The 13,296-nt window shown below is 73.7% G+C and carries 10 protein-coding genes; 9 read left to right on the top strand and 1 reads right to left on the bottom strand.

The window, feature by feature from the left end; translation table 11 throughout:
* The first annotated feature begins 28 nt into the window (after nucleotides 1-28).
* The 7 genes from AB6N23_RS13745 (at nucleotide 29) to AB6N23_RS13715 (ending at nucleotide 9,068) form a co-directional block, all read left to right on the top strand.
* A complete protein-coding gene (locus AB6N23_RS13745; RefSeq protein WP_412866587.1) occupies nucleotides 29-811 on the top strand; it encodes an ABC transporter ATP-binding protein in 783 nt (260 codons plus the stop codon).
* Nucleotides 787-2,346: a hypothetical protein gene (locus AB6N23_RS13740; protein ID WP_412866586.1), complete on the top strand. Its 1,560-nt coding sequence runs from the start codon at nucleotides 787-789 to the stop codon at nucleotides 2,344-2,346. The genes AB6N23_RS13745 and AB6N23_RS13740 overlap by 25 nt, the downstream gene beginning before the upstream one ends.
* Before the next feature lie 37 nt (nucleotides 2,347-2,383).
* Nucleotides 2,384-3,469: a redox-regulated ATPase YchF gene (gene ychF, locus AB6N23_RS13735; protein ID WP_412866585.1), complete on the top strand. Its 1,086-nt coding sequence runs from the start codon at nucleotides 2,384-2,386 to the stop codon at nucleotides 3,467-3,469.
* Between the two features lie 33 nt (nucleotides 3,470-3,502).
* Nucleotides 3,503-4,003, top strand: coding sequence for a hypothetical protein (locus tag AB6N23_RS13730; protein WP_412866584.1), 501 nt, complete (start codon nucleotides 3,503-3,505; stop codon nucleotides 4,001-4,003).
* A 390-nt stretch (nucleotides 4,004-4,393) separates the two neighbouring features.
* Nucleotides 4,394-6,256 (top strand): ABC transporter family substrate-binding protein, encoded by a 1,863-nt coding sequence (locus AB6N23_RS13725; protein WP_412866583.1) that lies wholly within the window; start codon nucleotides 4,394-4,396, stop codon nucleotides 6,254-6,256.
* Between the two features lie 200 nt (nucleotides 6,257-6,456).
* A complete protein-coding gene (locus AB6N23_RS13720; protein ID WP_412866582.1) occupies nucleotides 6,457-7,977 on the top strand; it encodes an ABC transporter permease in 1,521 nt (506 codons plus the stop codon).
* On the top strand, nucleotides 7,974-9,068 hold the full coding sequence (locus tag AB6N23_RS13715; RefSeq protein WP_412866581.1) for an ABC transporter permease: 1,095 nt from the start codon (nucleotides 7,974-7,976) through the stop codon (nucleotides 9,066-9,068). Before AB6N23_RS13720 ends, AB6N23_RS13715 begins: the two co-directional genes overlap by 4 nt.
* Before the next feature lie 17 nt (nucleotides 9,069-9,085).
* Here AB6N23_RS13715 and AB6N23_RS13710 read toward each other — a convergent pair whose 3' ends face one another.
* Nucleotides 9,086-9,706 carry a hypothetical protein gene (locus AB6N23_RS13710; RefSeq protein WP_412866580.1) on the bottom strand — a complete coding sequence of 207 codons (621 nt, stop codon included), beginning with the start codon at nucleotides 9,704-9,706 and terminating at the stop codon, nucleotides 9,086-9,088.
* 78 nt (nucleotides 9,707-9,784) lie between these two features.
* Between AB6N23_RS13710 and AB6N23_RS13705 the strand changes: the two genes are divergently transcribed.
* Together AB6N23_RS13705 and AB6N23_RS13700 are read left to right on the top strand one after the other, a co-directional pair.
* Complete coding sequence (locus AB6N23_RS13705) at nucleotides 9,785-11,626, top strand: ABC transporter ATP-binding protein (RefSeq protein ID WP_412866579.1); 1,842 nt, start codon at nucleotides 9,785-9,787, stop codon at nucleotides 11,624-11,626.
* Nucleotides 11,627-11,902: 276 nt separating this feature from the next.
* Nucleotides 11,903-13,296, top strand: a 1,394-nt coding sequence (locus tag AB6N23_RS13700; protein WP_412866578.1) for an ABC transporter substrate-binding protein, incomplete at its 3' end; no start/stop codon positions are given.

The raw sequence follows: 13,296 nt of genomic DNA, 5'->3' as shown, positions 1-13,296 counted from the left end.
CGGCAGCTGGGTATTCGAGTCAGCCCCGGTGCCGCCCGCCGCGCCGGGGGCGCCGCCCGCGCTCGAGCTGCGCGGCCTGTGGCGGCGGTTCGGCGAGAAGATCGCGGTCGGCGGGGTGGACCTCACCATCCCCGCGGGCTCGTTCTACGGCCTCGTCGGGCCCAACGGCGCCGGCAAGACGACGACGCTGTCGATGGCCACGGGCCTGCTGCGGCCGGACCACGGGACCGTGCACGTGCACGGCGTGGACCTGTGGGCGCACCCGACGGAGGTCAAGCGCTCGCTGGGCGTGCTGCCCGACGGCGTGCGCCTGTTCGACCGGCTCACGGGCGCGCAGCTCATCACGTACGCGGGCCTGCTGCAGGGCCTCGACCGGCCGACGGTGGAGTCGCGCACCCGCGACCTGCTGGCGGCCATGGACCTCGCCGCGGACGCGAACACGCTCGTCGTCGACTACTCGGCGGGCATGACGAAGAAGGTCGCCCTCGCGTGCGCCCTCGTGCACGCGCCGCGGCTGCTCGTGCTGGACGAGCCGTTCGAGGCGGTCGACCCGGTGTCGGCCGCGAACATCCGCGAGATCCTCGCGCGGTACGTCGCGGGCGGCGGGACGGTCGTCGTGTCGTCGCACGTCATGGACCTCGTGCAGCGGATGTGCGACCACGTCGCGGTGATCGCGGGCGGCCACGTGCTCGCCGCCGGCACCGTCGACGAGGTGCGCGCCGGCCGCTCGCTGGAGGAGCGGTTCGTCGACCTCGTCGGCGGCCGCGTGACGGGGGAGGGGCTGGAGTGGTTGGGCACCTCGTCCGTCTGAAGCTCACGCTGCTGCGCAACGGCCTGCGGCGCAGCGTCTGGCAGGTGCTCGGCCTCGTGGCCGCGGGCCTGTACGGGCTGGGGCTGCTCGGCCTCGCCGCCGTGGGGTTCGTCGCGCTGTCGGTGCAGGACGCCGCGCTGCGCGAGACGGTCCTCGTGCTGCTCGGGTCCGCGCTCGTGCTCGGCTGGTGGGTCGTCCCGCTCGTCGCCTTCGGTGTCGACGCGACGCTCGACCCCCGCCGGTTCGTCACCTACGCGGTGCCGCGGCGCGACCTGCTCGTCGGCCTGACGCTCGCCGGCCTCGTGGGCGTGCCGGGCGTCGTCACGGCCCTCGTCGCGCTCGGCACGGCCGGGGTCTGGGTGCGCGAGCCCCTCGCCGCGGTCGCCGGAGTGGTGGGTGGGGTCCTCGGCCTCGCCACGTGCCTGGTCGGCGCGCGCGCCGCGACCGCCGCGCTGGCCCCGGTGATCGCGCGCCGGCGCGTGCGCGAGCTCGTCGCGGTCGCCGCGGTGCTGCTCCTCGCGCTGACCGGGCCGATCCTCGGCGGGCTCACGTCCGGCGTGGCGGCCCTCGGCGAGGGCGGGCTGCGGCGCGTCGTCGACGTGCTCGCGTGGACGCCGCTCGGCGCGGCGTGGGCGGTGGCCCCCGCCGTGGCCGCGGGCGACGCCGGCGCCGCGGTGCTGCGCCTGGTGGTGGCGGCCGCGACGGTCGCCCTGGCGTACGTCGTCTGGGACCGCGCGCTGACCCGCACCCTCGTCCAGCCCGTCGCGGCGTCGCACGAGGTCAAGGCCCGCGGGCTCGGCTGGTTCGGGCGGTTCCCGGCGACCCCGTCGGGGGCCATCGCGGCGCGGGCGGCGACGTACTGGCTGCGCGACCCGCGGTACGCGATGGCGGTCGCGATCGTCCCGATCCTGCCGCTGGTGCTGGCGTTCTCGGGGGCCGACGCCCTGCTGCTGGCCTGCGGCCCGCTCACCGGCGTGCTGGTCGGGTGGAGCGTGTCGGCCGACGTCGCGTACGACGGCACGGCGTTCTGGACGCACCTCGCGGCCCCGGTGCGCGGGCTCGTCGACCGCCGCGGCCGCGTGGTCGTCGCCGGCACGCTCGGCGCCGTCGCGACGGTGGCCGTCAGCGTCGGCACCGCGGCCTACGCGGGCGCGACGCAGCACCTGCCTGCGCTGCTCGGCGTGGGGCTCGGGCTGCTGCTCACGTCGCTCGGGGGCGCGTCCGTCGTGTCGGCGATGGTCGTGTACCCGGTGCAGCAGCCGGGGGACAACCCGTTCTCGACCAAGCAGGGCGTCGGCGCGGCGGCGTTCACGTCGCAGGTCGTCGGCAGCACCGCGGTGCTGCTCCTCGCGTCGCCGACGATCGTGCTGGGCGTGCTCGCCGTGGTGCGGGACTCGGCCGTCCTCGGCTGGGCGGCGCTGGCGGTCGGCCTGCTGCTCGGCGGGGCGCTGCTGGTGGCGGGCGTCGTGCTGGGCGGGCGGGTGCTCGACCGCACGGGTCCCGAGCTGCTGGGGCGGATGCGCGCGTTCCCCTGACGGGGCGGGCCGCCGCGCGCCCGTAGACTCGGGCGACGTGGCGCTCACCATCGGCATCGTCGGCCTGCCCAACGTCGGCAAGTCCACCCTCTTCAACGCGCTGACGCGCGCGCAGGTCCTCGCGGCGAACTACCCGTTCGCGACGATCGAGCCGAACGTCGGCGTGGTCCCGCTGCCGGACCCGCGCCTGGACCGCCTCGCCGAGATCTTCGGCTCCGAGCGGGTCCTGCCGGCGACGGTGTCGTTCGTCGACATCGCCGGCATCGTGCGCGGCGCGAGCGAGGGCGAGGGGCTCGGCAACAAGTTCCTCGCGAACATCCGCGAGGCCGACGCGATCTGCGTCGTCACGCGCGCGTTCGCCGACCCCGACGTCGTGCACGTCGACGGCCGCGTCTCGCCGGAGGACGACATCGAGACGATCCACACCGAGCTCGTGCTCGCAGACCTGCAGACGCTCGAGAAGGCCGTGCCGCGCCTCGAGAAGGAGGTGCGCGCGAAGAAGGCCGACGCCGCCGAGCTCGCCGCGGCGCAGAAGGCGCTCGCCGTCCTCGAGCAGGGCACGACCCTCTTCCAGGGGGCGGCGGCCGCGGGCCTGGACGTCGCCGACCTCGCGGCGTTCCAGCTCATGACGACGAAGCCGTTCATCTACGTCTTCAACACGGACGACGAGGGACTGGGCGACACGGCGATGCAGGACGACCTGCGCGCGCACGTCGCCCCCGCCGACGCGGTGTTCCTCGACGCGAAGTTCGAGTCGGAGCTCGTCGAGCTCGAGCCCGACGAGGCGCGCGAGATGCTCGCCGACAACGGGCAGGAGGAGGCGGGCCTCGACCAGCTCGCGCGCGTCGGCTTCCACACGCTCGGCCTGCAGACCTACCTCACGGCCGGCCCCAAGGAGTCGCGCGCCTGGACCATCCGGCGCGGCTGGACCGCGCCGCAGGCCGCGGGCGTCATCCACACCGACTTCCAGAAGGGCTTCATCAAGGCGGAGGTCGTCTCGTTCGACGACCTCGTCGAGACGGGGTCGGTGGCCGCGGCCCGTGCCGCCGGCAAGGCGCGCATCGAGGGCAAGGACTACGTGATGGCGGACGGCGACGTCGTGGAGTTCCGCTTCAACGTCTGAACGTCCGGGCGTCTGGACGGCTGGAGGTCCGGGATGGTGCACGGCGACGCTGTCGACGGCCAGCAGCGCGTTGTCCACTGGGATCGGAGCGAGCCGTTCTCGACGTGGTGCGAGAAGATCTCTGCCGGCCCACCGACCCCGATCGCCGCGATGTCGGAGGCGCAGTACCTGGACCTCGTGAGCCAGATGCACGTCCTGGCCGCCGAGTGCGCGCGGCTCACCGACGTGGCGTGCGGATCGCTCGATGCCCGGGGCGACTCCGGGTGGGTGGTCCACGGCCCGTGGCTCGTCGGCGAGTGCGTGGGGTTGCTGCGCGAGTGGCTGGACGCGGGACTGCTGGCCCTGCGCCGTCGGTCGACCGCCACGTGGGAGGAAGCTGTGCTGGCTCCCGCGGAGGCCAGAGCGCTGCTCGCCGATCCGGCGTCGTGGGACACGGCGACCGACGACGACGTCTGCATCGTCATGACCGAGCACGGCTCCCGCACGGCGTGGGAGTCGTGGTTCGGGTCGCTGGCTCGACCGCCCCGGTGGTAGGACGGAGACGCCGTGGGGGCGGCTCCGACGTGTGAGACGCCGGCCGGGGCCGTGCACGTCACGGGCGACGGCGGCGGTTGCGCTGTGACCTACGCCGCCGCAGCACGGGCCGCGCGCAGCGGCTGTTCGCCAACGTGGCGACTCACCCGGACGTGCTGCGTGTCACGCGTGTTTCCGGCGAGTTTCCCCCGCCTGCGTCTCGTATGCTGGACGGTACTCACCAGTATCAATCAGGTAACGATCGATCTGGTCGCTCGTCCGTGCCCGATATGTCCGTTCGGCCGGGGCTAGCGTTGGCGCAATTCCCGGCGGGCGAGTATGGCTCCGCGGGCACCCTGCGCCTCGTGCGCGGGCCGCCGCGGCCGCGCCCTCCACGTCACAGGAGGAACATTGAGGATCACACGCAAGGCTGTCCTCGCGTCGGTCGCGTCGGTCAGCGTCCTCGCGCTCGCCGCCTGCTCCGGCTCGGACGGCGGTAGCGAGGGCGGCGACGGCGACAACGCGGGGATCAACTCCAGCACCGCGGTCAACATCGCCTGGAACCAGCCGTTCTACTCCTTCAACGGCGAGAGCATCACGGGCAACGCGACGGCCAACAACATCATCACGTACATGGCCAACTCGCGGTTCGTGGACTACGACATCGACCTCGAGCTCGTCCAGGACGAGTCCTTCGGGACGATGGAGAAGGTCTCGGACGACCCGCTGACCGTCGAGTACACGTACGCGGACACCGCGAAGTGGTCCGACGGCGTCGACGCCGGGCCCGCCGACCTCCTCCTCGAGTGGGCTGCCCAGAGCGGCAAGTTCAACAACGTCGAGCCCGAGCTCGACGAGGAGGGCAACGTCACCAACCAGGAGGCGGTCGACGCCGGCGTGTACTTCGACGCCGCGAGCCCGTCGGTCGCGCTCATCGAGGAGACGCCGACCATCGAGGGCGACACCATCACGATGGTGTACTCCAAGCCGTTCGCGGACTGGGAGACGTCGATCGACAACAACCTCCCCGCGCACATCGTCGCGCAGCGCGCCCTCGGCATCGAGGACCCGGCGGAGGCCACCGAGGCCCTCGTCTCGGCCATCACCGAGAACAAGCCCGCCGAGCTCTCCAAGATCGCCAAGGTCTGGAGCGAGGACTGGAACTTCGCGTCGCTGCCCGAGGACGAGGACCTGCTGGTCACGTCCGGCCCGTACGTCATCTCGGACTTCGTCGAGGAGCAGTACCTCACGCTCTCGGCCAACGAGAACTACGAGGGCGACCGCCCCGCCGTCTTCGACCAGGTCACGGTCCGCTACAACGGCGACCCGATGGGCCAGGTCCAGGCGCTGCAGAACGGTGAGGTCGACCTCATCAGCCCGCAGTCGACGGCCGACGTCCTGACGGCGCTCGAGGCCATCGACGGCCTCGAGGTCGAGACCAACGTCGAGGGCACGTACGAGCACGTCGACATGCAGCAGGGCAACGGCGGTCCGTTCGACCCCGCGACCTACGGCGGCGACGCCGAGAAGGCCCGCAAGGTCCGCCAGGCGTTCCTCAAGACGATCCCGCGCGAGCAGATCGTCGAGAACCTCATCACGCCGCTGAACCCCGACGCCGAGGTCCGCAACTCCTTCACGCAGGTCCCCGGCTCGCCGATGTACGACGCGGTCGCCGAGGCCAGCGGCCAGGGCACCGAGTACGCCGACGTCGACATCGCCGGCGCGCAGGCGCTGCTCGCCGAGGCGGGCGTCACGACGCCGGTCCAGGTCCGCCTGCTGTTCGACCCGAACAACACGCGTCGCTCGAACACGTTCGAGCTCATGCGGACGTCGGCCGCCGAGGCCGGCTTCGACGTGGTCGCCTACACCGTGCAGACCGACTGGGGCACGGACCTGTCGAACGCGACGTCGTTCTACGACGCGGCGCTGTTCGGCTGGCAGTCGACCTCGACCGCCGTCACCGAGCCGGACGCGAACTTCCGCACCGGCGCGACGAACAACTACTACGGCTACTCGAACCCGGAGGTCGACGCGCTGTTCGACGAGCTCCAGGTCGAGACCGACGCGGCCGAGCAGGAGCGCATCCTGGGCGAGGTCGAGAAGCACCTGGTGGACGACGCCTTCGGCGTGACCATCTACCAGCACCCGGGCATCACCGCGTACAACCCGGAGAAGATCGGCAACGTCCAGAAGCTGGGCATCGCGCCGACCATCTTCTACGGCTTCTGGGAGTGGACCGCGGGCGACGCGGCCACCGAGGGCGCGACCGAGTGACCCCACGGGCTCCCGGCGCGGTGACCCCGCGCCGGGAGCCCGGACCGTGCTCGACGACGGAGGGCGCCGAGGCTCCGACCGCGGCGCCCTCCGTCGTGCGCGTACGCTGCCCCTCCGTGACACCCACGACCACCTCAAGCGGAAGCCGCCGGGTTACGATCCCCGACGTCCGGCTTCCCGTCCCTGCGAGGTAGCCCCCCGTGCTCAACTTCCTCCTGCGCCGCCTCGCGGCCGGACTCGTCACGCTGTTCGTGGCGCTGTTCCTCATGTACCTGCTCGTCGACGCGGCCATCGACCCGCTGGCCGACCTGATCGAGAGCACCGCCCCCAACAAGGCGGAGCTCATCGCGCAGCGGACCGAGCAGCTGAACCTCGACGTGAACCCCGTCATCCGGTTCTTCTGGTGGCTCGGCGCCCTCGCCACGGGCGACCTGGGCGTCGCCTGGAAGTCCGGCCAGGCGGTGAGCGCCCAGCTGACCAACGCGATCGGCTCGACCATCGAGCTCGTGTCCGCGGCGACGGTGCTGTCGCTGCTCATCGGCGTGGCCGTCGGCATCGTGTCGGCGCTCCGCCAGTACAGCGCGTTCGACTACGTCATCATCTTCTTCTCCTTCCTGCTGTACTCGCTGCCGTCCTTCTGGGTCGCGGTGCTGCTCAAGCAGTGGGGCGCCATCGGCTTCAACGACTTCCTGCGCGACCCCGTGATCGGCTGGCCGGTGATCATCGGGCTGTCCCTGGTCGTCGGGCTGCTGTGGTCGCTGGCCATCGGCGGCACGGCCACGCGCCGGCTGCAGGTGTTCGCGATCGCGGCGGCCGCCAACCTCGCGCTGCTCGCCTACGTGCAGCTCACCGGCTGGTGGGACCGCCCGCAGATCGGCCCCGTCCTGCTCGTCCTGCTGGGCGCCGGCACGGCGTTCGCGGTGGCCGGCGTGTTCGCGGGCCTGCACAACCGCCGCGCGCTGTACACGGGCCTGACGGTCGTGGCGATCGGCGTCGTCGCGTACTTCCCGATGCAGGTCGTGTTCGACCAGGTCACCGAGTCGCACTGGCTGACGGCGGGCCTCGCGCTCGTCACCGTCGCCGTCGGCTACGGCGTCGGGCGCCTGTTCGGCGGACCCGACTGGCGGCTGTCGGCGCGCACCGGTGCCGCGGTGGCCCTCGTCATGGGCACGCTGATCTTCGTCGACCAGGTCATGCAGGTCTGGGGCCCGTACTTCGACGCGCTCGCCGGGCGGCCGATCCCGACCTTCGGCGACCGGACCCCGAACCTCGGCGGCAACTACTGGGTGCAGGTGCTCGACTCCTTCACCCACCTGATCCTGCCGACCGCGACGCTCGTGCTCATCGCGTTCGCGTCGTACACGCGGTACGCCCGCTCGAGCATGCTCGAGGTGATGAACCAGGACTACGTCCGCACGGCGCGCGCCAAGGGCCTGCCCGAGCGGCTCGTCATCGTCCGGCACGGCTTCCGCAACGCGCTCATCCCGCTCGCGACGATCGTGCCGATCGACGTCATCACCCTCATCGGCGGCGCCGTCATCACCGAGAACGTCTTCGGGCGCCCGGGCATGGGCCAGCTCTTCGTCCGCTCGCTCGAGCAGGCGGAGATCGAGCCGGTCATGGCGTACCTGCTCGTCGTCGCGGCCCTCGCCATCATCGCCAACATCGTCGCGGACCTCGTGTACGCGGCGATCGACCCCCGGATCCGGTTGGACGCATGAGCACCTCCACGACCCCGCAGCCCTCGGGCCAGCCCGAGGAGCGCCTCGAGAACGCGATCGAGCTCCAGGACGTCGCCGGCCTCTCGCAGGGCCAGATCGTGCGTCGCCGGTTCTTCCGCCACAAGGGGGCGATGGTCGGCCTGACCGTGCTCGCCCTCACCGCCCTGCTCGCGCTCACGTCCGTGGGCGTCGGGCCGGTCCCCGGGTGGTGGCAGTGGACGCCGGGTCAGACCGGTGCCGTCGTCAACCCCGGTGGGTCGCCCACGCTGTCGATGCCCACGTGGCTCGGCGGCGACGGCTTCGCGATCGGCGAGCACCCGTTCGGCCAGGACGAGATCGGCCGCGACATCTTCGCGCGCGTCATGGCGGGCGTGCAGACGTCGCTCATGGTCATGGTCATCATCGGCGGCGTCGCCGCGATCATCGGCGTGGCGGTCGGCGCGACCGCCGGGTTCTTCCGCGGCCGCACCGACACGCTGCTCATGCGCGCCACCGACCTGGTGATCACGGTCCCGACGATCGTCATCGGCGCGGTCGTCGGCAAGATGGCCGGCACCGTGTCCGGCGTCGTGTTCGCGCTCGCGCTCGGGCTGATCCTCTGGACGACGCTCGCGCGGCTCGTCCGCGGCGAGTTCCTGTCGCTGCGCGAGCGCGAGTTCGTCGACGCCGCCCGCGTGGCCGGCGCCAGCAACATGCGGATCATCTTCAAGCACATCCTGCCGAACGCGATCGGCACGCTCATCGTCGCCGTCACGCTGCTCATGAGCTCCGCGATCCTGCTCGAGACGGCGCTGTCCTACCTCGGGTTCGGCATCGTCCCGCCCGAGATCTCGCTGGGGCAGCTCATCAACGAGTACCAGCAGGCGTTCTCCACGCGCCCGTGGCTGTTCTGGTGGCCGGGCCTGTTCATCGTGATCATCGCGCTGACCGTCAACTTCATCGGCGACGGCCTGCGGGACGCGTTCGACCCGCGCCAGAAGCGGATCCCCTCGGAGCGCAAGATGGCGCGGGCGGCCGCCGCGGACGCGTCGGCGGAGCGCGCGCGCGTGCCCTCGGTCCGTCCGGACGCCGGCGTCGGCGGCGGCGCGTGACGTCCCGGCGCGCCGGCTCAGCCGGTGACGAGCACCGCCACGGCGGCGGCGGCCAGCAGGGCCGCCGCGCCGATGCCGGCGACGTGCAGCTGCCGGGTGGGGCGCAGGCCGTGCTCGGTGCGCAGGCGCTCGGCGCCGTCGAGGTGGCCGGCGCGCACCAGCGCGTCGTGCCGGGCCTCGACGGCGTCGCCCACCGTCTCGGCGGTGGCGCCGTACGAGCGCACGGGACGATCGCCGGCCGGCACGCTGCCGACCGGCCGGTCGTCGTCGGCGCGGCGCCGGCGCACCGCCCGGGCCGTGGCGCTCGCGCGGGGGGCGGCGAACACCTGCACGTCGCCCTCGGTGGTGTGCACCACGAGGGACCAGCCCCGCGTCACCCCGCGGTAGGTGGGCCACGGCACGCGCACGGTGCTCAGCACGTTGCGCACGACGAGCTCGCCGTCCGCGACCTCGACCCCCGGGCGCCAGAACAGCGCCCAGACGACGAGCACGACCAGCGCCACGACCGGCAGCACGCGCAGCGCCTCGCCGGCGCCGTCCTGCAGCGCCACCGCGCCCAGCGCGACCGCGCCGGTGGCGCCCGCCGCGACGGTCAGACCTCGTCCGTACCCCGATGTGAACTCCTGCGTGGCACCCACGTGGCCATGCTCGCAGACCCGCGCACCGCGGCCGCCCCGACCGGGCGGACCCGCGGTGAGCAGGAAGGACGCTGAACGGTGGCCCTCGAGACGCCTCCCGCACCGACCACGACGCCCGTGCTGTCGGTGCGTGACCTGAACGTCGAGTTCTACGTCGACGGACGCTGGCACCCGGCCGCCGTGGACGTCAGCTACGACGTCCGCCCGGGCGAGGTGCTCGCCATCGTCGGCGAGTCCGGCTCGGGCAAGACGCAGTCGTCGATGGCGCTGCTCGGCCTGCTGCCGGCGAACGGCCGTGCCCGCGGCTCGGCGCGCATGGGCGACCGCGAGCTCGTCGGCATGCCGGCGAGCCGGCTGCGGCGCGTGCGCGGGCGGGAGATCTCGATGATCTTCCAGGAGCCGATGACGGCGCTGAACCCGGTGTTCACGATCGGCTTCCAGATCATCGAGACGCTGCGCGCGCACTTCGAGATCGGCCCGGCCGAGGCGCGCGAGCGCGCCGTCGAGCTGCTGCGGCTCGTCGACATCCCGAACCCCGAGAAGCGCGTCGACTCCTACCCGCACCAGCTGTCGGGCGGGCAGCGCCAGCGCGCGATGATCGCGCAGGCCCTCGCGTGCGACCCGAAGCTGCTGCTCGCCGACGAGCCGACGACCGCGCTCGACGTCACGGTGCAGGCCGAGATCCTCAAGCTCATGCGCGACCTGCGCGAGCGCATCGACGCGGGCATCGTGCTCATCACGCACGACATGGGCGTCGTCGCCGACATGGCCGACAACATCATCGTCATGAAGGACGGGCGGGTCGTCGACCAGGGCCCGGCCCTCGACGTCTTCCGCAACCCGCAGCACGAGTACACGCAGCGTCTGCTGGACGCCGTGCCGCACCTCGGCCGCGGCGTCGGCGCCGCGGCGCCCGCGCGGGCCACGGTCACCGAGCCGGCCCCGGCCGGAACCGCGGCGCCCGCCGCCACGGCCGCCGACGAGCGCGAGCTCGTGCTCGACGCGCAGGACATGGTGATCGAGTACCCCGGCCGTCGCCGCACGCCGGCGTTCCGCGCCGTCGACGGCGTCTCGCTGCAGATCCGCCAGGGCGAGGTCGTCGGCCTCGTCGGCGAGTCGGGCTCCGGGAAGACGACCATCGGCCGCGCGGCCGTCGGGCTGCTGCCGGTCACGGGCGGCCACCTGCGGATCGTCGGGCACGACATGGTCGGCGCGTCGATGAAGGACCTGAAGCCGCTGCGCACCAAGGTCGGCATCGTCTTCCAGGACCCGGGCTCGTCGCTCAACCCGCGCCTGCCCATCGGCGAGTCCATCGCCGAGCCGCTGCTCCTGCACCGGGGCGTCAAGGGCCAGGGCCTGCAGCGCGAGATCGAGCGGCTGCTCGACCAGGTGCGCCTGCCGCGCGCCATGCGCAACCGGTACCCGCACGAGCTGTCCGGCGGGCAGCGTCAGCGCGTCGGCATCGCCCGCTCGCTCGCGCTCGAGCCGCGCCTGCTCGTCGCGGACGAGCCCACGTCCGCGCTCGACGTGTCGGTGCAGGCGGCGGTTCTCGACCTCTTCCAGGAGCTGCAGCGCGAGCACGGCTTCGCGTGCCTGTTCATCAGCCACGACCTCGCCGTCGTCGAGATCCTGTCGGACCGGGTCGCGGTGATGCGCAACGGCAAGCTCGTCGAGGTCGGGCCGACGGCGCAGGTCGTCACCGCCCCGCGGGACCCGTACACGCAGCGGCTCATCGCGGCCGTGCCGGTGCCGGACCCGGAGGCGCAGCGGGAGCGTCGCATGGCCCGCGACGCGCTCCTCGAGGCGCAGCGCGCCGAGCTGCTCGCCGAGGAGGCGCGGCACGCGGAGGAGGCCGGCCGCGCCGACGCGCTCGGCATCGACGAGATCGACAACGAGCGGACGCAGCGCCCCGGCATCTGAGCCGCGGCACGCACCGCCCCGCACGCACGAGGCCCGGTCCCCCCGTGGGGGCCGGGCGTCGGCGCGTCCGGGACGTCCTCGGCCGGCACGCCCGCGCGGTGCTGCCCCTGGCGGCACGGCGCACCGACTCGTGCCGGTCCGCTACGGTCCGACGGGATCCGTCCGATCTGCCACTTCAGTCCCGACCCGTCCGCGCCGATAGGGGGACGACGGCTGCGGACGGGTGACGGCCGGACGGGTGGACGCGCGCGGCGCGGGAGCGGAGGAGCGGTGCGGATGGACCGGAGCGGTCACGTCGGGGGACGGGCGCGGGCACGGGTCGCCGCGGCGGCGGCAGGAGCGGTGCTCGTCGCCCTCACGACCGCCTGCACGGCCGACCCCGTCGACCCGGCCCGCGCCGGGACCGTCGTCGTCGCGGCCGACCTGCCCTTCGCGTCCCTCAACGCCGGCACGGTCGACGGGCGCGCGCCCGGCAGCGTGCTGGTGCGTGGGCTGGTGCAGTCCGGGTTCGTCGCGCTCGAGCCCGACGGCACGGTGACCAGCGACGCGTCCTTCGGCACGGTCGAGAAGGTCGGCGACGCGCCGCTCACCGTCCGCTACACGATCGCGCCGACGGCCCGCTGGTCCGACGGGGTGCCCGTCACGCCCGCCGACCTGCTGCTGGAGTGGGCCGCGCGCAGCGGCCAGCTCGACGAGGTCGTGCCGGAGCTCGACGCCGACGGGCGCCCCGCCGACCCGGCCGCGCTGGACGGCGTCGTCGCGTTCGCCGCGACCTCACCGGTCCTCGCGCACGCGTCGGCGGTGCCGGCCGTCGACGGCGCGAGCGTCACGGTCGTGTACGACCGGCCCGTCGCGGACTGGCAGCTCGCGCTCGACGTCAACCTGCCGGCGCACGTCGTCGGCCGGCTCGCGCTCGACCCGTCCGCGCCCGCGCTGCCCACGCCGGCCCGTCCCGGCACACCGGCGCCCACGGCGACGGCGGCGTCGGGCACGGTGGCACCGTCGGACGCAGCGGCACCGACGGCGACGACGGCCGCGGGCACGCCGACGCCCACGTCATCGGCGACGCCGACGGGCGCACCGACCCCCACCGGGACGGCGACCCCCACGGGCACCTCGACGCCGTCGCCGGACCCCACCGCGGACGCGGCCCGGTGGGCCGACGCCGTCGTGGCGGCGGTGCAGCGGCAGGACCGCGCCGCGCTCGTGCCGGTCTCGCGCGTGTGGCGCGCCGCGGGCGCGTCGGCCGACGTCGCGGCCGACCCCACCCTCGCGACCACGACGGGCCCCTACGTCCTCGACCGGGTGGGCGCGGACGGCGTCGAGGTCGTGCGCAACGCCGCGTACGCAGGTGACCGCCCGGCGCGGTGGGACCGCGTCCGCGTCCGCACCGACCTCGCACCCCTCGCGCAGGTGGACGCGGTTGAGGCGGGCGACGTCGACGTCGCCGCACCGCTGAGCACGGCGGACGTGCTCGCGGCGGCCGACGACGCGGACGGGGTCGCGGCGGCGACGGGCGGCGACGCGGTGCTGCAGCTCGTGCTGCAGGAGCGCGCCGGCGGCCCCTTCGACCCGGCGAGCCACGCGGACGCGCCGGACCCGGCGGCCGCGGCGGCCGCGCTGCGGGCCGCGCTCGTGGAGCTGCCGGAGCACCAGCGGCGCCTGCTCCT

This window comes from Cellulomonas pasadenensis (assembly GCF_047229365.1).
In the GTDB taxonomy this organism is placed as follows: domain Bacteria; phylum Actinomycetota; class Actinomycetes; order Actinomycetales; family Cellulomonadaceae; genus Cellulomonas.
The sequence above is the reverse complement of the archived record's forward strand: the minus strand, read 5'-3'. Positions and strand labels throughout refer to the sequence as shown.